General features: G+C 73.3%; 17 protein-coding genes and 1 riboswitch. Of the genes, 10 read left to right on the forward strand and 7 right to left on the reverse strand.

Translation table 11 applies throughout. From position 1 onward, the window contains the following. Window positions 1–404: 404 nt before the first annotated feature. Complete coding sequence (locus ABD999_RS03495; RefSeq protein WP_271279405.1) at window positions 405–4,469, reverse strand: multicopper oxidase domain-containing protein; 4,065 nt, start codon at window positions 4,467–4,469, stop codon at window positions 405–407. A gap of 234 nt (window positions 4,470–4,703) precedes the next feature. On the opposite strand from ABD999_RS03495, the gene ABD999_RS03500 reads away from it, so the two are divergent. Both ABD999_RS03500 and ABD999_RS03505 read left to right on the forward strand, forming a co-directional pair. Next, window positions 4,704–5,498: a universal stress protein gene (locus ABD999_RS03500; protein WP_271279404.1), complete on the forward strand. Its 795-nt coding sequence runs from the start codon at window positions 4,704–4,706 to the stop codon at window positions 5,496–5,498. 42 nt (window positions 5,499–5,540) lie between these two features. Next, entirely contained in the window at window positions 5,541–6,281 is a 741-nt protein-coding gene (locus tag ABD999_RS03505; RefSeq protein ID WP_271279403.1) for a hypothetical protein, read from the forward strand. Window positions 6,282–6,289: 8 nt separating this feature from the next. Here the strand turns inward: ABD999_RS03505 and ABD999_RS03510 are convergent, their stop codons facing one another. After that, window positions 6,290–7,177 (reverse strand): LysR family transcriptional regulator, encoded by an 888-nt coding sequence (locus tag ABD999_RS03510; protein WP_345482558.1) that lies wholly within the window; start codon window positions 7,175–7,177, stop codon window positions 6,290–6,292. Between the two features lie 72 nt (window positions 7,178–7,249). Here ABD999_RS03510 and ABD999_RS03515 point away from each other — a divergent pair, with 72 nt between their 5' ends. The 3 genes from ABD999_RS03515 (at window position 7,250) to ABD999_RS03525 (ending at window position 9,143) form a co-directional block, all read left to right on the forward strand. Next, the gene (locus ABD999_RS03515) at window positions 7,250–7,636 is read left to right on the forward strand and encodes a RidA family protein (RefSeq protein WP_148031819.1); all 387 of its coding nucleotides are present in this window, start codon (window positions 7,250–7,252) and stop codon (window positions 7,634–7,636) included. Window positions 7,637–7,679: 43 nt separating this feature from the next. Beyond that, window positions 7,680–8,066: a VOC family protein gene (locus tag ABD999_RS03520; protein ID WP_271280548.1), complete on the forward strand. Its 387-nt coding sequence runs from the start codon at window positions 7,680–7,682 to the stop codon at window positions 8,064–8,066. 72 nt (window positions 8,067–8,138) lie between these two features. Beyond that, window positions 8,139–9,143 carry a LacI family DNA-binding transcriptional regulator gene (locus ABD999_RS03525; protein ID WP_271280549.1) on the forward strand — a complete coding sequence of 335 codons (1,005 nt, stop codon included), beginning with the start codon at window positions 8,139–8,141 and terminating at the stop codon, window positions 9,141–9,143. A 21-nt stretch (window positions 9,144–9,164) separates the two neighbouring features. On the opposite strand, the gene ABD999_RS03530 is transcribed toward ABD999_RS03525, so the two are convergent. The 3 genes from ABD999_RS03530 to ABD999_RS03540 all read right to left on the reverse strand — a co-directional run bounded on the left by ABD999_RS03530 (window position 9,165) and on the right by ABD999_RS03540 (window position 11,232). Then, window positions 9,165–9,539, reverse strand: coding sequence for a DoxX family protein (locus ABD999_RS03530; RefSeq protein WP_271280550.1), 375 nt, complete (start codon window positions 9,537–9,539; stop codon window positions 9,165–9,167). A gap of 104 nt (window positions 9,540–9,643) precedes the next feature. Continuing rightward, on the reverse strand, window positions 9,644–10,537 hold the full coding sequence (locus ABD999_RS03535; protein ID WP_345482559.1) for a D-alanyl-D-alanine carboxypeptidase family protein: 894 nt from the start codon (window positions 10,535–10,537) through the stop codon (window positions 9,644–9,646). 12 nt (window positions 10,538–10,549) lie between these two features. Beyond that, window positions 10,550–10,683: riboswitch (cyclic di-AMP (ydaO/yuaA leader) on the reverse strand. Window positions 10,684–10,791: 108 nt separating this feature from the next. Further along, window positions 10,792–11,232 (reverse strand): hypothetical protein, encoded by a 441-nt coding sequence (locus ABD999_RS03540; RefSeq protein WP_271279139.1) that lies wholly within the window; start codon window positions 11,230–11,232, stop codon window positions 10,792–10,794. A gap of 220 nt (window positions 11,233–11,452) precedes the next feature. Here ABD999_RS03540 and ABD999_RS03545 point away from each other — a divergent pair, with 220 nt between their 5' ends. Beyond that, window positions 11,453–12,904: a family 43 glycosylhydrolase gene (locus tag ABD999_RS03545; RefSeq protein ID WP_271279138.1), complete on the forward strand. Its 1,452-nt coding sequence runs from the start codon at window positions 11,453–11,455 to the stop codon at window positions 12,902–12,904. Window positions 12,905–12,917: 13 nt separating this feature from the next. On the opposite strand, the gene ABD999_RS03550 is transcribed toward ABD999_RS03545, so the two are convergent. Continuing rightward, window positions 12,918–13,502: a TetR/AcrR family transcriptional regulator gene (locus ABD999_RS03550; protein ID WP_271279137.1), complete on the reverse strand. Its 585-nt coding sequence runs from the start codon at window positions 13,500–13,502 to the stop codon at window positions 12,918–12,920. 145 nt (window positions 13,503–13,647) lie between these two features. Between ABD999_RS03550 and ABD999_RS03555 the strand changes: the two genes are divergently transcribed. The 4 genes from ABD999_RS03555 (at window position 13,648) to ABD999_RS03570 (ending at window position 17,008) form a co-directional block, all read left to right on the forward strand. Continuing rightward, on the forward strand, window positions 13,648–14,592 hold the full coding sequence (locus ABD999_RS03555; RefSeq protein WP_271279136.1) for an alpha/beta hydrolase family protein: 945 nt from the start codon (window positions 13,648–13,650) through the stop codon (window positions 14,590–14,592). Between the two features lie 143 nt (window positions 14,593–14,735). Further along, window positions 14,736–15,230 carry a signal peptidase II gene (locus ABD999_RS03560; RefSeq protein WP_148031827.1) on the forward strand — a complete coding sequence of 165 codons (495 nt, stop codon included), beginning with the start codon at window positions 14,736–14,738 and terminating at the stop codon, window positions 15,228–15,230. Between the two features lie 75 nt (window positions 15,231–15,305). Then, a complete protein-coding gene (locus tag ABD999_RS03565) occupies window positions 15,306–16,250 on the forward strand; it encodes an ATP-binding cassette domain-containing protein (protein WP_271279135.1) in 945 nt (314 codons plus the stop codon). Continuing rightward, window positions 16,247–17,008, forward strand: coding sequence for an ABC transporter permease (locus ABD999_RS03570; RefSeq protein ID WP_219545854.1), 762 nt, complete (start codon window positions 16,247–16,249; stop codon window positions 17,006–17,008). The genes ABD999_RS03565 and ABD999_RS03570 overlap by 4 nt, the downstream gene beginning before the upstream one ends. On the opposite strand, the gene ABD999_RS03575 is transcribed toward ABD999_RS03570, so the two are convergent. Further along, window positions 16,992–20,141, reverse strand: coding sequence for an AfsR/SARP family transcriptional regulator (locus tag ABD999_RS03575; RefSeq protein WP_486348710.1), 3,150 nt, complete (start codon window positions 20,139–20,141; stop codon window positions 16,992–16,994). The genes ABD999_RS03570 and ABD999_RS03575 overlap by 17 nt on opposite strands. Window positions 20,142–20,152: the final 11 nt, after the last annotated feature.

Here is a 20,152-nt window from a genome sequence, read left to right on the forward strand (position 1 = left end):
GCCCACCTGCCGTTGGCCTCGCGCACGAAACCAACGGCGGCAACGCCATCCCGCGCCGCCGCCCCACGCAGCCGACGGCACGCCCCGGCCTGCAGTGGATGTTCGACACCCTCACCACCGCCCCGGCGATCGTCGGCAACGACCGGTCGGAACCGCCAACCTCCTGGGCCGCGCCCTGTGCCTGACGTCTGCGTGCCTGACGTCTGCGTGCCTGACGTCTGCGTGCCTGACGTCTGCGCCCACCTCACCCGGCCGCCGAACTTCGCCCGTTTCACCTTCCTCGACGGCGCCGGCGGCAGCTTCGACCTGGTCGGCGAACTGTCCACCCTCGGCGACGACTTCCGCCGCCGCTGGGGCGCCCACGACGTGGGCAGCGGTGGGGTGCGGGGCGGGCGTGGCCCTGGTCAGCGGGCGCTCACCTTGAACAGGCCGTGCGCGCCGGCCTCCGCCTGCCGCATCGTGTGGTCCACGACCGGGTACGTGCCCGCCTCCGGGAAGACCAGCTCGGCGAAGCCGCCCTGGGCGGGGGCCAGATCCAGCACCTGCGCGCCGCCCGCGTCGTCCTTCCGCAGCCGGTACGCGCCCTCCTTGTAGATCGTGTCGAACGGCGCCCCCACGACGTGCAGTGCCGTGCCCGAGCTGGGACCGGCGGCGACGGCCCAGATCCGCACCCGCTCCCCGGCCTTCGCCGCCAGCGGCGCGTGGTCGTACCCGGCGGCGGTGCCGTTGAACATCCAGCCGTCGGGACGTCCCTCGCGGATCTTGGCCACCTGGGCGTCGCCGCCCGGCTCGCCGAGGTGGAGCTCGCCCTGCACCAGGAGGTACTCGCGGTCCACCTCCGGCAGCTCCGGCGGATCGATGACCACCGCGCCGTACATGCCGTTCGCGATGTGCTGCGTCATCGGCATGGTCGAGCAGTGGTACAGCCAGGCTCCGGCGTGCCCGGCGCGGAAGCGGTAGGTGAGGCGTTCGCCCGGCTCGATGGTGCGCATGACCTCGTCCGGCGCGTTCGCCCCGGCGTGGAAGTCGATGCCGTGGCCCATCGTGCCGCCGTTCACGAACGTGACCGTGAAGGTGTCGCCGACCTTGCCGCGCAGCACCGGGCCAGGGACCTTGCCGTTGAACGTCCACACGCGCTGCCGCACGCCGGGCGCGACCTCCTGGACGGCCTGGTCGTCCACCCGGATCTCGACCTGGTGTTCCACGCCTCCCGGCGCGGGCTTGAGCGTCGCGTCGTGCGGGGTCCATTCCGGTGACATGGGCGCGGACAGGTCGAGGCGGGCGGGGGCCACGGTGTCGCCGCCGGTGGCGTGGCCGCCGTGCGCGGTGCCGGCGGGGACGACGCGCATGGTCATGCCCGCGGCGCGGTGCCCGGCCACGGTGCACCAGCCGTCGACCGCCTCCGCCAGGGGCGGCAGCGTGAGCGTGGCGCTCTCGCCGCGGCCCAGCAGCGGGGTGCGCTCGCCGGTGGCCAACCGCAGGTCGTGCCGCTGGGCGTCGGTGTTGGTGACGCGCAGCGTCAGCACGGTGCCGGGCGCGGCCTCGATCACCGAGGGCCTGATGCTCATCCCGGCCAGGGTCACCTCGACCGTCCGCGCCCCCGTGGCCGTGACCATCTCCGCCGTCCCGGCACCACCGGTCGTCGACACCACGACCGCCGCCGCCGTCAGCAGAATCCCCACCACCACCCCGGCCAGCCCGGGCCAAGCCCGCAGCCACCCACCACCAGTCCCATCACCGTCACCGCCGCCGGCGCCTGCGGCGGCGCCTGGGGCGGCGTCGGCGGCCGTCGCGCCACCGATGGAGGCGCCGCGAGACGCGTCGCCAGCAGAGGCGCTGCGGGACGCGCCGTCGGCGGAAGCGCCTCCTGCGATCGCGCCGCCGCCGGGTCCGATGAAGGTCGTCGCGCCGCCGCCGGGTCCCATGAAGGTCGTCGCGCCGCCGCCGGGTCCCATGAGGGGCGTCGCGCCGCCGCCGGGTCCCATGAGGGGCGTCGCGCCGCTGGGTCCGATGGGGCTCATCACGCCGCCGTCGGGTCCGATGAGGGGCGTCGCGCCGCCGCTGGTGGGGCCGTGGCCTGGCGTCGTGACGGTTGTCTTCTCGGCTGCGGGGCGCGTACGCCCGACCGCCCGGGAACGGGTCAGGGCGGTCGTGGCCAGGGTCACGAACGCGGCGGTCGCGGCGAGCACGAGTGCCCAGCCGAGCAGGCGCAGGGGCGCGGGCACCGGCAGCGCCAGCAGCGGCACCCCGAGGTTGAAGGCCGCCAGCCGCACCGCCCAGCCGCGCTCCAGCAGCGCCGCGTTCTCCTTGAAACGGGCCGGGCCGCCGCCCAGCACCGCAGGGAGCAGGTGCAGCAGCGAGCCGAGCAGCACCTGGGCGACGAACCCGGCGAGCACCAGCGGCAGCAGCGGATCCAGCCCGGCGGTGACCTCGGCGGCCGGACGGGTGGCCACGATCGCCAGGTTCGCGACCAGCGCGATCCCGAACCAGACGACGCCCGCTCCCATCGTCCAGGCCGCCCCGGTGTGCGGGCGCCGCCGGCGCACCGCCTCGGCCAGCGGCGCCAGCGCCGCCACGGTGCCGGCCGCGTAGGCGGCCAGCCCGGCGACCGCGACCCACCGCCAGCCGGTCAGCAGCCCGGCCACGGTCACCCCCAGGCCGGGGGCGGCCAGCCACAGCCCGATCCTGGAGGCCCGGCGGGTCCGGTCGGGCATGCGGGTGCGCAGCACGGTCGGCCACAGCGTGAACAGCGTGCCGAGCACGGTCAGCCCCACCCAGCCGAGCAGGTTCACCTCGGCGTGCGCGGCCTGCATGCGCTCGTGGGCATCGGCGTGCGGGACGTGCGCGGCCAGCAGCCCGCCGAGCACGCCACCGGCCGCCAAAGCGCCGGCCGCGCTCACGTACCAGCCGATGACGTGCCCGAACCTGCCGGGCAGGGCCCGGCGCAGCAGCGCGACCAGCACGTACGCGTGCCACAGCACCACGGCCACCACCACGCCCGCGCCGGCCGCGGCGAGCTGCCAGGGACCGGCGGCGACCCCGTACAGGATCGCGATCGTGGCGGCGTTGAGCAGCGCGAGCCGGGCGAGGCTCGCCGTCTGCGCGGGGGTCCTGGTGCGCAGCAGCGCGACGGTGAAGTGCTCGCTCCAGATGAGGATCGCGGTGGAGACCCCGCCGAGCAGGAACACGTGGATCAGCAGCCAGCGCGGCGCCGGCAGCAAGTCGCCGGCCAGCGCCACCGCGACGGTGAGGGCCAGCCAGCCGACCACGATCGCGTTCGCCCGCAGGTGCCACGACGCGCGCGGGCGCTGCGGCGGCGTGCTCGGGGCACCCGGCCCCTTACGGATCTCGACAGGGTTCACCGCCGGCACCTCCTTATCGTGACCGGACCGCGAGCGCGACGCCGCGACCGCGCATCCGGCGAACAAGAGCAGGGAGAACACGGCCAGGACGCCGCCGAGTGTGCGCACCGCGTCCAGGGCGGCCAGGTCACCGGCGACCCGGGCGGCCACGGCCACGTGCAGCAGCGTCAGCGGCGCGTACAGAACGGGCCGGTACGGGAGCCGCACCCGCAGCACCGCCGGCAGGATCACCGGGGCGTGGCCGAAGACCATCGACATCACGAAGCCGAGGAACAGCGCGTGCAGGGCCGCGTCGTACAGGTAGCGGCCGGACGACAGGCCGGTGGCGGCCCACAGGACTCCGGCCACGCCGAGCCAGGCGTAGCCGGCCAGCAGGCACGCGGCCGCGTACCGGGGCAGGCCGGAGCCGCGGACGGTGTGGCGGGCCACGTCGCGCCAGGCCAGCCAGACGGCGACCAGGACCATCCCGGCCCCGGCCGTCCGCGCGCCCATGACCGGGCCGGCGAGCGAGACGAGGGCGCCGGCGCCGACCAGCGCGGCCGCGGCCACCAGGCCGCCCCACGCCCCGGGCCGCAGGAAGACGACGTGCGCCAGCTCCAGCCGTTCGGCGGCGATGGTCAGCACGTGGAAGGCGGCGAACCAGACCACCAGCTCCGGGATCGGCCGTCCGGCCAGCCACAGCAGGCCGCCGCCGAACCAGGCCAGCGCGCCGGCCAGCTGCATGAGCGTCTCGCGGCTCACCCGCCGGCCCAGCAGCGCGACGTAGACGGCCACCAGCCAGCCCGCGGCGGCGGTCAGCGCCGCCTTGCCGGCCTGTTCGGCGCCGGCGGCCAGGGCGACCGCCCCGAACGCGGACAGCGCGGGGGCCGCGTATCCCCAGAGCTGCCGGAGCGCCACCGCGCGTTCCAGCGAGATGAGCGTGCCCAGGAAGCCCAGCGCCATCAGCGGCCCGTGCTGCTCCGTGAACGCCGCGGGGGCGGGCAGCCAGGCGACCAGCAGGGCCACTCCGCCGAACAGGCCCGCGACCAGCGCCACCGCGGCCCCGCCCAGCAGGGGGAGCCGCCCGGCGGCCAGGCGGGGGCCGGGGTACGCACGGGTCGTCGGCACGGGCGGTTGCTCCACTTCCGGGAGGGACGTGACCAACGTAGGGCGAGCTCAGGCCGCCGGTCGGGGGCCGAAGGTCATCTCGGGAAGGACCAAAGTCCTTTTCCACCCGATCGGCAGACGGGCTCAAGGAAGCCGCGTACGGAGCGTGACCCGGGGTATAGGGCGCCCCACCGCCCTCGACAAGCGACCACGCCGCAAGATCATCTGCTCCACCACGCCAAGGAGGACATTTCCGTGGAACGCGTCATCGCCGGATTCGACGGCTCGCCGGGCTCCGTCAGGGCGCTCGGGTGGGCGCTCGGCCAGGCTCGCCTGCACCGCGCCGAGCTCCAGCCCTGGACGATCCTGCCGGACCGGACATCGGCGACCGGCGAGAAGACCGAGGAAGACCTGCGCCGGGCGGCCGGCGACATCACCCGGGGTTACGCCGAACCGCGCTTCGGCCACGGCGGTGCCGCGGCCGGCCTCATCGCCGCCTGCTCCCCCGGCGACCTGCTCGTCGTCGGTTCGCGGGGCCACAACCGGCTCGCCGGGCTGCTGCTCGGCTCGGTCAGCAAGGCCTGCCTGTACCAGGCGCCCTGCCCGGTGACCGTCGTCCCGGACCTGCCGCGCCTGTCCGACTCGCACAGCCACGTGATCGCCGCGGTCGACGGATCGGAGCACGCCCGGCACGCCCTGCGGGTGGCGGCCGAGGAAGCCGCGCTGCGCGGCGTCGACCTGCACGCCGTGCACGCCGTGCACTGGGACTCCGTCGGGGTCGAACTGGTCAAGCCCGACACCGACCGGCTGATGGAGTGGGGCGAGCGCACGCTGGACCGCGAACTGGCCGAGACCGGGGTCAAGGCCCGGCCCCTCGTCGTCCAGGGCCACCCCACCGACGTGCTGACGAGGCTCGGCGCCGAGGCGGACCTGCTCGTCCTCGGTTCCCACGGCCGCAGCCGGCTGGAAGGCGTCCTGCTCGGGTCCACCAGCGAGTACTGCGCCCAGCACGCGCCCTGCCCGGTCATGATCACCCGTGACGTGACGTGACGGCTGGCCATTCCACGGGCGCGGGCCGTACGATTCCGCGTCATGATCATTCGTTTGTCGGCGGCGGTGGCCGCCGGTGTGGTGCTTCTGTCAGGTGCGGCCCACGCCGACCCGGTCAAGGGCGCCCCTGAACTGACCCACAACGCGCTCTACAAGGCGGCCAAGCTGCCCAAGGTCTCCTGCGGGGCGGCCAAGGGCACGACCGCCGCCTCGACCAGGACGTACATCACCAAGCTCGTCGGCTGTCTCAACAAGGCGTGGAAGCCGGCCATCAAGGACTTCCAGCCGGTCAAGGTGGAGTTCAGGGCCAAGGACGACCTCCAGTCCTGCTCCAGCGGCATGGACCTGCGCGAGTCCTTCTCCGAGGTCTGCGGCACCGTCATCAAGGTGCGGCTGGCCGACGACTGGATCAGGGCGAAGAAGGACGACAAGATCCTCTCCTCGCTCACCCGGACGTGGAGCGGCGTCGTCCTCGGCCAGACCGGCATCGGCCGGGTCTGGTGGGCGCTGCGGAACGACGGCTCGGAGAAGGTGATGAACGAGCAGAACCGCCGGTACGGCCTGCAGTCCGACTGCCTCCAGGGCGTGTCGGTGAAGAGCCTGGGCCGCACCGTCAAGGACTGGCCGGCCTTCCTCAAGTCCGCTCAGCCCAAGGCGTATGCCAGGTTCGCCAAGAACGACGGCAAGCCCGCCAACCGTGCTCACTGGGCCGGGCAGGGCCACAAGGCCGGCAGGCCGGGCGCGTGCAACACGTGGAAGGCGCCGTCCGCCAAGGTCGCGTGACCCCCTCGTCAGGGCAGCGTCGCCAGGAAGTTGGCGACCACCGGGTTCGGGTCGTCACGGCGCCAGGCGGCGGCGACGCGGGTGCGGGCCGTGCCGGGCGTGATCGCGCGGAAGGCGACCCCGGCGAGCCGGACGCGCCGGATGCTCGCCGGGGCCAGCGACACGCCCAGCCCGGCCTCCACCAGGGCGCACACCGTCAGCCATTCCACCGCGTGACGGACGATCCGCGGGGTGAAGCCCGCGCCGGCGCACAGGTCCGTGATCTGGTCGTACAGGCCCGGCCCCGCCGCGCGGGGCAGGAGCACGAACGGCGAGTCCGCCAGCCGCGCCAGCGGGACGGACCGGAGGGACGCCAGCGGATGAGCGGACGGCAGGACGGCGACGAAGGGCTCGGTCAGCACCGTCGCGAAGCCGAGCTCCGCCTCACCGGAGTGCGGCTCGCGCAGCAGGCCGACGTCGATCGTCCCGTCGTGCAGGGCGGCGAGCTGCGGGGCCGTGGTCATCTCGCGGATGTCGGGCCGCACCTCGGGGAACCGTTCCAGGAAGGCGCGCAGCAGGCCGGGCAGCACGGTCAGCGCCAGTGAGGCGGCGAACCCGATCCGCAGCCGGCCGGTCCGCCCGCTTCCCGCGTCCCGCGCGGCGGCGAGCCCGGCCGCGACGCCGGCGAGGGCCCGCTGGGCGGCCGGCAGCAGCTCCCGGCCCGCGGCGGTGAGGGAGATCCGGCCCGGCTCGCGGTGGAAGAGCGGGTGGCCGACCCTCTCCTCCAGGCGGCGGATCTGCTGGCTCAGCGGCGGCTGCGCGATGCCGAGGCGGACGGCCGCGTGGCCGAAGTGGAGTTCCTCGGCGAGCACGGCGAACGCGTGCAGGTGGTGCAGCGGAAGCTCGGGACGGTCCATACGCCCAGAGATATCAGCCCATGAGTCCACGCGTCTTCGACGTATCGCCGCCGATCACCTATCGTGCCGCGCATGACAGAGCGACGCGCCATCCTCAGCGGTTCGGTCTTCGAGGAGCAGATCGGCTACGCCCGCGCCGTGGTGGACGGTGACTGGGTGCACGTGTCCGGGACTACCGGCTTCGACTACGCCACCATGACGATCTCCGGCGACGTGGTGGAGCAGGCCGAGCAGTGCCTGCGCAACATCGGGTCGGCGCTCGCCGAGGCGGGGTGCGGCTTCGGCGACGTGGTCAGGGTGCGCTACCTGCTGCCCGACCGCGCCGACTTCGAGCCCTGCTGGCCCGCGCTGCGCCGCTGTTTCGGCGAGGTCCGCCCGGCCGCGACGATGCTGGTCTGCGGACTCGCGGACCCGCGCATGAAGATCGAGATCGAGGTGTACGCGCGCCGCCCGTCCTGAACGGCGGCGCCTGATCCGGCGCCGGCGGGGAACGGTCCGGGTCATGGAAGTGCTGAGCAGCCGCGTACTGCTGCGCCCCGGTGACCTGGAGCGCAGCCGCCGTTTCTACGCCGATACGCTCGGCCTGGCCGTCTACCGGGAGTTCGGCCCGCCGGACCATCCCGGCGTGGTCTTCTTCCTCGGGCAGGGGTTCCTCGAACTGTCGGGGCACTCCGGCGGACCGGCGGGCGAGCGCATGATGCTGTGGTTGCAGGTCCGCGACGTGGGCCGGGAGGAGGAGCGGCTGCGGCGGGCGGGCGTCACCGTGCTGCGCGAGGCCAGGCGGGAGCCGTGGGGGCTGGTCGAGCTCTGGATCGCCGACCCCGACGGGCACCGGATCGTGCTGGTGGAGGTGCCGCCCGAGCATCCGCTGCGGCGCGATCCGCGCTGAGACGCGGTCTCTCGGGGGCGCCCGTAGCATTGATACGGTTCAAGCGCCGCCGCACTTCATGACCGAGGAACGATGCCGAGCATCAAAGACGTCGCCCGACTCGCCGGGGTTTCCGTCGGCACCGTGAGCAACGTGCTCAACCGGCCCGAGATGGTGGCCAGGGAGACCCGCATGCGGGTGGAGGCGGCGGTGGCCCAGCTCGGCTACGTCCGCAACGGCTCCGCCCGCCAGCTGCGGGCCGGGCGCAGCACGACGATCGCCGTGGTCGCGCTCGACCTGACCAACCCGTTCTTCATCGACGTGCTGAACGGCGTCGAGACCGCCGCGCAGGACGTCGACGTCAACGTGATGGTGGTCAACAGCAGCAAGGACGCCGCCCGGGAGGCGCGGCTGCTGCGCATGTTCGAGGAGGAGCGCCCGCTGGGCGTGCTGATCACCCCGGTCAACGCCTCGGGCCAGCGGGAGCGGCTGGGCGGGCTGATCTCCCGGGGCATCCCTGTGGTGACGTTCGACAGCTCGTCGCGCCACTCCTACGGGTGCGCCGTCTCGGTGGACGACGTGCTCGGCGGCCGGCTCGCCGGTCGGCACCTGCTCGACCGGGGTCACCGGCGGATCGCCTTCGCCGGCGGGCCGTTCCCCGTCCGCCAGGTGGAGGACCGCCACCACGGCCTGGCCGGCGTGCTGGGCCCGGACAGCGAGCTGACCGTGATCCCACTGCCGGACCTCACCGTCGCCACCGGCCGCCAGGCCGGCAAGGAGCTCGCCGGCCTGCCCCGCGAGGAGCGGCCCACCGCCGTGTTCTGCGCGAACGACCTGGTGGCGATGGGCGTGCTGCAGGAGCTCACCCAGCGCGGCCTGCGGGTCCCCGCCGACGTGGCGATTCTCGGGTACGACGACATCGACTTCGCCGCGGCGGCGGCCGTGCCGCTGTCGTCGATCCGCCAGCCGCGCGAGCAGCTGGGCCGCACCGCGGCGCTGATGCTGCTGGAGGAGGCCGACAGCCCCGGCGGCCACGAGCATCGTCACGTGGTCTTCCAGCCTGACCTGGTGGAGCGGGTCTCGACGGCGCACCCGTGAATCCCGGGCCGAGCTGTCACGTCAGAAGGCATGGGGGCCGAAGCGGCCCCAGGCCACGAACGCGGCCAGGACGAGCAGCACCACGTTGACGGCGATCGCCGGATGCTCCCCGCGCCGGCCGTGCGTGACCGCGGCGCCGATCATGACGATGACCAGCCCGGCCGCCGCCAGCGGGGTGAGGATCGGGACGACGCCGAACGTCGCCGGCAGGATCAGCCCGAGCGCGGCCAGCACCTCCAGCCCGCCGATGGCCTTGACCGCGCCGGCGGAGAAGTCCTCCGTCCAGGCCAGGCCGGCGGCCGCGAGCCTCTCCTTGGGCTGCGCCAGCTTCATCAGCCCGGCCACACCGAACACGGCGGCCAGCAGGCCCGCGACGATCCACAGTGCGAGGTTCATGGGGGTCCCGTTCTCACGCGGCTTGAAATGTTCAACAGGACCCTAGAGGGTGCGGCGGTCCGTCCGTGCGAGCGGCCCTGGCCGGGCCGCTCGCACGGAGACCGCTATCGCTGTGCGGCCGCGGCGCCGGCCCAGCCGAGCAGGGCCTCGGCGGTCTGGAAGCGGCGGCTGGAGCTGGTCTCACCGAGGAGGACGCCGACGAGCCGGCTGCCGCCCCGATCGGCGGCGAAGGCGAGCGTGTAACCGGCGGCGCGGGTGTAGCCGGTCTTGACGCCGAGCGCGCCGGAGGTGCCGAGCAGGCGGTTGGTGTTGCGCCATGAGTACGAACGGCGCTCGGAGGTCGCGGGGACGGTGTGGTACTGGGTGGAGGTGACCTTCTCCAGGGTCGGGTTCTCCAGCACCTTCTGGGCCAGGCGGACCTGGTCGCGGGCGGTGGAGTGGCCGCCGCCGCCGTAGGGCATGCCGTCCGCGTTGACGTACAGCGTGTCGTTCATGCCGAGCTGCCGGGCGGTGGCGTTCATCGCGGCCACGAACCCCTCGACGCCCGGCCCGTACGTGCGCGCGAGCGCGTGCGCGGCGTCGGCGCCGGAGGGCAGCATGAGCGCGTGCAGCATGTCCTCGACGGTCAGCGTGTCGCCGGCGCGCAGGTGGGCGACCGCGGCGCCGCCCCTGGCGGCGTAGCCGACGTCGGCGGTGGTGACCTCGACCTTGTCGGTGGGCTCGGCCCGCTGGAGCACCACGTACGCGGTCATCATCTTGGTGAGGCTGGCGACCGGCCTGCGCAGGTCGGCCTCCTTGCTGAAGTGGACCTGGCCGGTGGTGGCGTCGACCAGGTGGGCGGCCGTGGCCAGGACGGCGGGGGCGGCTTCGGCCTGCGCGGCGTCGACGGGGGTGGCGACCGGCGGGGCGGCGTGGGCGGCGGTGCTGCCGGCGGTCAACGCCGCGGCGGCGACGGCGAGGCTGATCAGCGCTCCGCCGAACCGGTGGGTGACGTTCATCTGGGGGCTTGCTCCTAGCTTCCATGCCGCCTACCGGGTTAGCTGACGGGTTCGGGCGTGGAAGTGCCCTACGGCGCGTGGTGCGCCGATTCACCCCAAGGGGAATGGGTCCCCGGCTCCGCGAACGGATTCGGCGGCCGTGCGCTCCCCGGGGGTGGGGCACGCACGGTCTGGGCAAATGAAGCCTCAACGTAATGCAATCTGACAAACGTCGCAACTCACCACAATTCGGATTTGACCGGCGCTATCGCCGGTCACGCTCCCGGCCGGACGACCATCAGCACGACCACGGCCGCCCAGACCAGGTTGTAGAAGCCGGCGAGCATGGACAGCGCGCGCAGCCGGCTCCCGTCGTCCGGGTCGCGCAGCGCGTCCCGCTGGCGCGGGTAGATCTGGGTGGCCAGCAGGACGGCCGCGACGCCGGTCAGCGCCATCGAGGCGACGATCCAGAGCTCCCCCATCCGGCCCTGCGCGAGGGCCATCACGATGCCGACGGCGGGCACCACCAGACCGAACAGGCTGTAGCCGCGGGTGATGCGGTGCAGGGCGGCGGCCACTGCCGGGCTGCGCTCGCCCTCGCCCGGCGGGCCCGCCACGGGGGCGTAGCGGGGAAACAGGCTCGCGGCCACGGCCGAGCCCCCGACGAACACGATGGCCGCCAGGACGTGCACGGACAGCAGGACGTGATCCCTCACGTTCGATCCTCCAACCTTCAGGGTTACTGAAGCTTAACGGAAGCTTCAGGCACTCTGAAGGTTGTCCCACCTCCCAGCCGGCGGCGGAGGCGCCCTTGACGGTTGTGGTGTTGGCGTTAACACTTGGCACACATCTCTCCACCAGCAAGTGAGCACGACGAAGCAACCAGTTGTGTTAGCGCTAACACAACTGGTCGACCCCACCCCCCAAGGAGTCCTCGTGTTGGCTTCCCTGCCGGGCACGGCGCGCCGGATCCTGACGCTCGCCGTCGTCACGATCGTCCTGTCAGCCCTGTTCACGACCGGCCGCGCCCAGGCGGCGCCCGGCCCGTCCTTCACCAACCCCGTCGTCCCGACGCCCAACAGCGCCGACCCGACGCTGGTCTTCCACAACGGCTTCTACTACTACGTCGCCACGACGTGGAACTCCGACGTGGTCATGCGCCGCTCGGCGACGATCGCCGGGCTGCGCAGCGCGCCCGAGCAGGTCGTCGTACGGACCGGCGGCAACACGATGTGGGCGCCGCACCTGGAGATGGTCGGGAGCCGCTGGTACCTGTACTACTCGGTGGAGCAGGGCAGCCTGCCCCGCCGCACCCATGTCGCCGAGAGCGCCGGGTCCGACCCGATGGGGCCCTACACCGTCCGCGGGGTCGTCAACCTGATGCCCGACAACGGATGGGCGATCGACGCCAGCCTGCTCAAGCTCGACGGCAACCTCTACATGACGTTCTCGGCGTTCGCGTCCGACGGCCTGCAGTCGCTGTTCATCGCGCCGATGTCGAACCCGTGGACGGCGAGCGCGTTCGGCAGGCGGATCTCGGCCCCGACCCTGGACTGGGAGCGTCAGAACGGCGCCGTCAACGAGGGCTCCTTCGCGCTGCAGCGGGGCGGCCGCACCTTCCTGACCTACTCGGCCAGCCACTGCAACGGCCCCAACTACAAGCTCGGCATGCTGGAGTACCGCGGCGGTGACCCGCTGTCGGCCGCGTCCTGGACCAAGTTCCCCAGCCCGATCTTCCAGCGCAACGACGCGAACGGCGTCTACGGCCCCGGCCACCACTCCTTCTTCACCTCGCCCGACGGCACCGAGACCTGGATCGCCTACCACGCCAACTCCTCGTCGAGCCAGGGCTGTGGCACCACCCGCACCACCCGGGTGCAGAAGATCTCCTGGAACGCCGACGGCACGCCCGACCTCGGCGTCCCCGTCTCGACCTCGACCGTGATCCCCGGCCCCTCGGGCGAGCCCACCCCTGCCACGGTGCGGATCCGCAACCGGCACAGCGGCCTCTGCCTGGACGACTACAACTGGGTGACCACGCCGGGCGCGGAGGTCCGCCAGTGGACCTGCAACGGCCTCGCCACGCAGGACTGGCAGATCACCCCGGCCGCCGACGGCTACTCCACGATCACCAACCGGCACAGCGGCCTGTGCCTGGACAACTACAACTTCGGCACCACCCCAGGTTCCGAGGTACGCCAGTGGACCTGCAACGGCCTGGCCGTCCAGCAATGGCGCGTCACGTCCGTGGGAGGCGGCTACTCCACCCTCACCAACCGGCACAGCGGCCTGTGCCTGGACAACTACAACTTCGGCACCGCCCCGGGCTCCGAGGTGCGGCAGTGGACCTGCAACGGCAACAACGCCCAGCAGTGGACCGTCTCCTGACCTGGAGAGGCCCTTAGTCGAGGCGCAGCCCCGCGACGAGGAGCCCGACCATGCGGCGGGCGTCGTAGCGGGGATCGCCGGCGCCGACGCAGAGGTTCCCGATGCCCCGCATGAGTTCGAGGGCGTCCTGGCCGGGGCGGATCTCGCCGGCGGCGGCCGCCGCTTCGAGCAACCGGGCGCACACGGGCACGAGCCGGTCGAGGAAGTAGGCGTGCAGGGCGTCGAAGCCGGCGTTGTCGGACTGGAGGACGGCGGCGAGCCCGTGCTTGGTGACCAGGAAGTCCACGAAGAGGTTGATCCAGCGCTCCAGGGCGGCGTACGGCGTGGCACTGGTCGTCAGCAGGGCCGGACCGGCCTCGGCGCAGGCTTCGACCTGGTGCCGGTAGACGGCGATGATCAGGTCCGCCCGCGTCGGGAAGTGGCGGTAGATCGTGGCCGTGCCGACGCCCGCCTTGGCCGCGATGTCGCGTATCGGCGCGTCGACGCCCGACGTGACGAAGACCTCTCCGGCCGCGTCGAGCAGGTTCTTCTCGTTGCGCCGGGCGTCCGCCCGTTTGGGCCGGGCCGCGCGCCCCGCGCCCCGCTCGCCGTCGTTCATCGCGCCGTGCCTCCGGTGTTGCTAAACGGGACAGTGTCCCGTATCGTCAAACGGGACGCTGTCCCGCTTTCTTCATGATGCCAGAGCGGGCGCCCGCCGGCCAACCACGCCGGCCACTTCACCCACGAACGAGGAAGACCTTCTTATGAGCCGATCAGTCATCGCGCCCGCACACGCGGCCCAGGGCGCGCCCATCCCGGTCCTCTCGGCGCGGCCGGTGGTGCTGCCGGCCCCTGGCCGGGGTGAGGACCTCCAGGTGCGCGTGTCCGCGCCCGCCGCCGGGCGCGACCTGCCGATCATCGTCTTCTCGCACGGCTTCGGCTGGTCGATGGACGGGTACGACCCGCTGGCCGGCTTCTGGGCCGCCCACGGCTTCGCGGTGGTCCAGCCCACCCATCTCGACTCCAGGACGCTGAACCTTCCGCCCGACGATCCCCGTACACCGCTGATCTGGCGGTTCCGGGTCGAGGACCTGAAGCGCGTACTCGACCACCTCGACCTGGTCGAAGCCGCCGTCCCCGGCCTGAGCGGGCGTCTGGACCGGAGCCGCGTCGCCGTGGCCGGGCACTCCTGGGGCGCCCAGACGGCGAGCATGCTGCTGGGCGCGCGGATCGTCGATCCCGAAGGCGGGCCGGGACAGGACCTGTCCGACCCCAGGGTCAAGGCGGGTGTGCTGCTCGCGGCACCCGGCCGGGGCGGCGCCGACCTGACGCCGTTCGCCGCCGAGCACATGCCCTTCATGAACCCGGACTTCAGCCACATGACCACACCGGCCCTCGTGGTCGCGGGCGACCGGGACCAGTCCCATCTGAGCGTCCGGGGGCCGGACTGGTTCACCGACCCGTACACCTTGAGCCCGGGCGGCAAGAGCCTGCTCACGCTGTTCGGGGCCGAGCACGGGCTCGGCGGCATCGTCGGCCGCGACGTCACGGAGACGACGGACGAGAACCCCGAACGGGTCGCCCTGATCCAGCGGCTCACCACGGCCTACCTGCGCAGCGCGCTCGACCCGGAGGATTCCGGCTGGACGGCGGCGCGCGCGGCGTTGCTGGAGAGCGCCGACCCGCTGGGTCGCGTCGACTCCGACTGAAGCCCCGCCCGCCGGCCCTCCTCGTCACCCCGGCCGTATCGGGCGTCTCCCCCTCGCGTGGCCGCTAGATTGGGCGAAACGGTCATCGGATGGCGAGGTCGAAGGTGCCGATCGGACGAGGGTCCCGGGAGCCGGGACGGGGCATGCGGCCCTACGGATGGATGCTGGTGCTCGCCGCGGCGGTGCTCGCCGTGGACCAGGCGTCCAAGCTCTGGGCGGTCTCGGCGCTCTCCGGCGGCGAGCGCGTCACGGTGATCCCGGAGCTGATCCAGCTGCGGCTGCTGTTCAACCCCGGTGCCGCGTTCTCGATAGGGGCCGGCGCGACGTGGGTGTTCACCCTGACGGCGGCCGCCGCCGTCGCCGGCATCCTCTACACCGGGCGGCGGCTGCGCTCGCCCGCCTGGACCGTCGTGCTGGGCGCGCTGCTCGGCGGCGCCACCTCCCATCTGCTCGACCGCCTGTTCCGCCCGCCGGGCTTCGCTCAGGGTCATGTCGTCGACTTCATCGACTACGGCGGCCTGTTCGTCGGCAACGTCGCCGACATCGCGCTGACCGCCAGTTGCGTCGTCCTCATGGTGCTCACCGTGCGCGGCATCCCCCTGGCCGGCGCGGACGCCGGGGAGCGCCCGAGCTCGTAGCCGGGCGGGCCGTGTCAGCGGCCGCGTCAGCCCGGCGACGGCCCCGTGTCAGAGCGGCCGGCGATGGTGGGCGCCATGAACGATTCAGCCATCGCCGCCTCCGGGCTGCGCAAGGCGTACAAGGACAAGGTCGTGCTCGACGGCGTCGACCTGGACGTCCGGACCGGCACGGTCTTCGCCCTGCTGGGGCCCAACGGCGCCGGGAAGACCACGACGGTGCACGTGCTGACCACGCTGCTGGCCCCCGACGCCGGGAAGGCCGTCGTCGCCGGGCACGACGTGGCCACGGAGACCAAGGCGGTGCGCGCGGCCATCGGGGTCACCGGGCAGTTCGCCTCGGTCGACGACCTCCTCACCGGCGAGGAGAACCTGCTGATGACGGCGGACCTCCTGCACCTGCCCAGGGCGGAGGGCAGGAGGATCGCCGGCCGATTGCTCGACCGGTTCGACCTGGCCGGATCGGCGGGCAAGCTGGTGGCGTCCTACTCAGGCGGCATGCGCCGCAAGCTGGACCTGGCCATGACGCTGGTCGGCAAGCCGCGGATCATCTTCCTGGACGAGCCCACGACGGGACTCGATCCGCGCAGCCGCCGCACCATGTGGCAGATCATCAGGGAACTCGTGGCCGACGGCACGACCATCTTCCTGACCACTCAGTATCTCCAGGAGGCCGACGAGCTCGCCGGCCGGATCGCCGTGCTCGACCAGGGCCGGCTGGTCGCCGAGGGCACCGCCGACGAGCTCAAGCGCCGGGTTCCCGGCGGTCATGTCCGGCTGCGGTTCACCAGCCGGGACGAACTCGACGCCGCGGCGCGGGTCCTGCCCGGGTCCACGAGGGACGACGAGGACCTGACCTTGCGGGTGCCCGGCGACGGCGGGGTGCGGTCGCTCCGGGCGCTGCTCGAACGGCTCGACACGCATGCGGTGGAGGTCGGCGAACTGTCGGTGCACACGCCGGATCTGGATGACGTCTTCTTCGCCCTCACCGGGCACGGGAACAAGGAGGTCAGTGCCCGATGAACGCCTTCTCTGCTTTCCTGGCGGACTCCGCCACCATGGTGCGGCGCGACTTCAGGCACACGATGCGCAATCCGCTGACGCTGTTCAACGCCGTGTTCGTGCCGGTGTTCGTGATGTTCCTCATGGTCCACGTGTTCGGCGGCGCTTTCGACGTCGGGGCCGACTACGTCGACTACGCGACGCCTGGATTGATCATCATGACCATCGGCTACGGCATCGGGCCCACCGCGACCGCGGTGAACTCGGACATGACGACCGGATTCATCAACCGGCTCCGCGTCATGGACGTGTCCAGGGCCGCGGTGCTGAACGCGCACGTGATCGCGATCATGCTGCGGACCATGGTGGCCATCGCGATCATCATCGGGGTGGCGGTGCTGCTGGGATTCCGGCCGGCGGCGAGTCTCCCGCAGTGGCTCGGCGCGATCGGCATCGTCGCCTTGACGGTGCTGGCGATCGGCTGGCTGACCGTCGCGTCCGGGCTCGCCGCTAAGACACCGGAAGGCGCGGGACTCGCCGGGGTCCCGCTGATGCTCCTTCCCTTCCTGAGCAGCGCCTTCGTGCCGGCCGAGACGATGGGGCCGGGTGCGCGGCAGTTCGCCGAGTACCAACCGTTCACCTCGATCATCGAGACCCTGCGCGGGCTGCTGTCCGGCACGCCGTCGGCGGGCCCAGCCATCACGGCGGTCGCCTGGTGCGCCGGGCTCACGCTGGTGGGCTACCTGTGGGCGCGCAGGACGTTCACGAAGCGAGCGTGATCCCGGCCAGCTCGCGCCAGTCCTGCCGCTGACCGGCACGGAACGCCTCGGCGAACACGGTCTCGCCGAGGCGGCTCCGCGTGGCCGCGGCGATCCTGGCGGCGTCCGGCTGCGAACGGTCCGGCGTGCCGCGCACGCCGTCGCTCGCCGCCAGCAGCCGCACGGCCTGTTCGTACTCCCCCTGGCGCAGCGCGAGGTCCGCGATCCCGATCAGCATCTCGGCGATCATCGGCGGGTGCGGGTGCTCCGTGGCCGCGGCCGCGCGGAACGCCTCCTTCCGGTGGGCGCGGCCCTCCTCGATGTCCTCGGTGAGGTAGCCGTACAGGTGCATGGTCATGGCGTGGACCGAGCCGGGCATGCCCGGCTCGCCCATCACCGCCCGCACCGTGGCCAGGTGCTCGTGCGCCTGGCCCGGCTCGCCGCGCCAGCGCGCCAGCTGCGCCTTCGACAGCGCCAGCTCGGCGAGGGCGTCCGGCCAGACGATCCCGCCCGCGCACCGCTGCGCCTCCGCCATGGCGGACGCGCTGGACCGCTCGTCGCCGAGCAGCCAGTACAGCTGGGCCTGCCGCGCCCGCACGCCGACCACGTCCTCGACGGCGCCCACCTCGGTCAGCGCCCCGACGACCTCCTCGTGATGCTCGCAGGCGCGGGCGAACTCGCCGCGGGTGGCGAGCCGGTCGGCCAGGAAGGTCAGCGCCAGCGCGATGCCCATCCGGTCGCCCAGCGCGCGGAACTCGGCGAGCGCGGTCTCGGCGTCGAGGTCCACGTCGGTCTCGTCGCCGCCGAGCGTGAGCCGGAACCGGCCCCGGGTGAGCCTGGCCTGCGCGCGCACCCACGGATCGGCGCCGGCGATGAGCGGCTCGAACGCGGGCATGAATTCCGCCGGGCCCCGTAGCGTCCGCTCCAGCAGCTCGACGAAGCCGAGCAGCGGGCGGCGGGACCCGCTGCGCCGGGCCAACCGGTGCGCCTCCTGGATCCACTCCCGCGCCTGATACTGGTCACCGCCGATCCCGGCGGTCACGAACATGGTCACGATGAGGTACGCCATCGCCCGCACCTCGTCGGACACCTCGCCGGGCAGCGAGGCCGCCGCGACGCTCAGCTCGGCGCCCTCGGCTCGGTGCCCGCCGAGATACCAGAAGTAGCCCGCGGCCGCGACCAGCCGCATCGACTCCTGGGCCCATCCCCCGGCGATGGCCCGGCGCAGGGCCGCGGTGATGTTGTCGTGCTCGGCATCGAGCGTGGCCAGCCATTCCAGCTGCCCGGCCCGGCGCAGGTGCGGATCGGCCGTCTCGGCCAGCTCGGTGAAGTACGCGAGGTGCGCCCGGCGCGCCGGCTCGGTCTCCCCGGCTTCGGCGAGCCGGTAGGCCGCGTACTCCCTGATGGTGTCGAGCATCCGGTAGCGCATCGCGCCCCCGCCGTCGGCGAGCAGCAGCGACTTCTCGATCAACGCGGTCAGCACGTCGAACACCTGCTCCCCGCCGGACGACTCGTCCCCGCACACCCGTACGGCCGCTTCCAGGCTCGCCCCGCCGGAGAACACCGAGAGCCGCCGCAGCACGCGTCGCTCGGCCTCGCTCAGCAGGTCCCAGCTCCAGTCGACGACCGCGCGCAGCGTCTTGTGCCGGGGGAGCGCCGTCCGGCTGCCGCTGGTCAGCAGCCGGAACCGATCGTCCAGCCCGCGTGCCAGCTGATCGACGGACATCGTGCGCAGCCGTGCCGCGGCGAGCTCGATCGCCAGCGGCATCCCGTCGAGCGCCCGGCAGATCCGCGCCATGGCCGGCAGGGCGGCCGCGTCGGCGCCGAGGTCCTGGCGCACCAGGCGCGCGCGGTCGCGCAGCAGCCGCACCGCGGGCGAGGACCCGATCTCGGCCGGGTCCGCCCGCTCGGCGGGCAGCGCGAGCGGCTCGACCTGCCACAGCACCTCCCCGGTGATCCCGAGCGGCTCCCTGCTGGTGGCCAGGATCCGCAGGCTCCGGCACTCCCCCAGCAGCCGATCGGCGAAGGCCGCGGCCTCCTCGATCACGTGCTCGCAGTTGTCCAGGATCAGCAGGATCGCGCGTTCCCGGACCGCGGCGATGAGCCGGTCCGTCCGGTCCCCGCCCCGCACGCCGCCGAGCAGGGCCTGTTCGCGCAGGCCGAGCGCGGTGAGCGCGGCCTGCGCCAGCTCACCGCCCGCCCGCACCGGGGCCAGCTCGACCAGCCACGCCCCGTCCGGCAGCTCGGCCAGCATCGTCCGCGCGGTCTCCGCGGCCAGCCTCGTCTTGCCCGAGCCGCCCGGCCCGGTCAAGGTGACCAGCCGGTGCCTGACGGCCAGGGCGGCGACCGCGGAGACGTCCTCGTCCTTGCCGACGAAGCTCGTCAGCTCGGCGCGCAGGTTGGTCCTGCGCTGCTCCGCCCGCTCGCCCACCTCGCCGCGGAGCAGCGCGACGTGCAGCGCGGACAGCTCGGCCGACGGGTCGGCGCCGAGTTCCTCCGCCAGCCGCTCACGCGTCCGCTGGTAGACGGTCAGCGCCTCGGGCGTGCGCCCCGCCTCGGCGAGCGCCCGCATCAACGCCGCCACGAACCCCTCGCGCAGCGGGTACGCGGCGACCAGGTCGGTCAGCTCGGAGACCAGCTCCGAGCCGCGGCCGAGGCGGATGTCCGCGTCCACCCGGTCCCCGAGCGCGGCCACGTGGAGCTCGTCCAGCCGCCTGACGGCGGCGTCGAACAGCTCGCTGTCCCGCAGCGCGAGGTCCGCCATCGCCGTGCCGCGCCACAAGGCCAGGGCCGTGCGCAGCAGCTCCGCCCGGGCCGCGGGCTCGGCGGCACGGGCCTGACCGGTCAGGCGCTCGAACCGGCACGCGTCCACGGCATCGGGGGCGACGGCCAGCCGGTAGCCGCCGGAATCCGCCTCGATCACCCCGTCGGGTAACACCCTGCGCAGCCGGGACACCAGCGCCTGCAGGGCGTTCACCGCGTCCGCGGGCGGTCGCCGCCCCCAGATCCAGTCGACCAGTCTCGTACGGGGGACGATCCGGCCGGGTTCGAGGGCGAGCGCGGCGAGCAACGCGCGCAGCCGGACCCCGGGGACCTCCACCACGGCCCCGTCGGGGTTGCGGACCTCGAACGGCCCGAGCAGTCCAACTCGCACAGGGGTCATTG

The sequence above is a fragment of the Nonomuraea ferruginea genome (assembly GCF_039540635.1).
In the GTDB taxonomy this organism is placed as follows: Bacteria; Actinomycetota; Actinomycetes; order Streptosporangiales; family Streptosporangiaceae; genus Nonomuraea; species Nonomuraea ferruginea.

Bases quoted from the DNA above. Each gene is read 5' to 3' on its own strand.
- ABD999_RS03520 (WP_271280548.1), top strand. From the start codon at position 7,680: ATGGAAGTGCTGAGCAGCCGCGTACTGCTGCGCCCCGGTGACCTGGAG.
- ABD999_RS03525 (WP_271280549.1), top strand. From the start codon at position 8,139: ATGCCGAGCATCAAAGACGTCGCCCGACTCGCCGGGGTTTCCGTCGGC.
- ABD999_RS03510 (WP_345482558.1), bottom strand. From the start codon at position 7,177: ATGGACCGTCCCGAGCTTCCGCTGCACCACCTGCACGCGTTCGCCGTG.
- ABD999_RS03560 (WP_148031827.1), top strand. From the start codon at position 14,736: ATGCGGCCCTACGGATGGATGCTGGTGCTCGCCGCGGCGGTGCTCGCC.
- ABD999_RS03565 (WP_271279135.1), top strand. From the start codon at position 15,306: ATGAACGATTCAGCCATCGCCGCCTCCGGGCTGCGCAAGGCGTACAAG.
- ABD999_RS03505 (WP_271279403.1), top strand. From the start codon at position 5,541: ATGATCATTCGTTTGTCGGCGGCGGTGGCCGCCGGTGTGGTGCTTCTG.
- ABD999_RS03515 (WP_148031819.1), top strand. From the start codon at position 7,250: ATGACAGAGCGACGCGCCATCCTCAGCGGTTCGGTCTTCGAGGAGCAG.
- ABD999_RS03555 (WP_271279136.1), top strand. From the start codon at position 13,648: ATGAGCCGATCAGTCATCGCGCCCGCACACGCGGCCCAGGGCGCGCCC.
- ABD999_RS03535 (WP_345482559.1), bottom strand. From the start codon at position 10,537: ATGAACGTCACCCACCGGTTCGGCGGAGCGCTGATCAGCCTCGCCGTC.
- ABD999_RS03530 (WP_271280550.1), bottom strand. From the start codon at position 9,539: ATGAACCTCGCACTGTGGATCGTCGCGGGCCTGCTGGCCGCCGTGTTC.
- ABD999_RS03570 (WP_219545854.1), top strand. From the start codon at position 16,247: ATGAACGCCTTCTCTGCTTTCCTGGCGGACTCCGCCACCATGGTGCGG.
- ABD999_RS03550 (WP_271279137.1), bottom strand. From the start codon at position 13,502: ATGAACGACGGCGAGCGGGGCGCGGGGCGCGCGGCCCGGCCCAAACGG.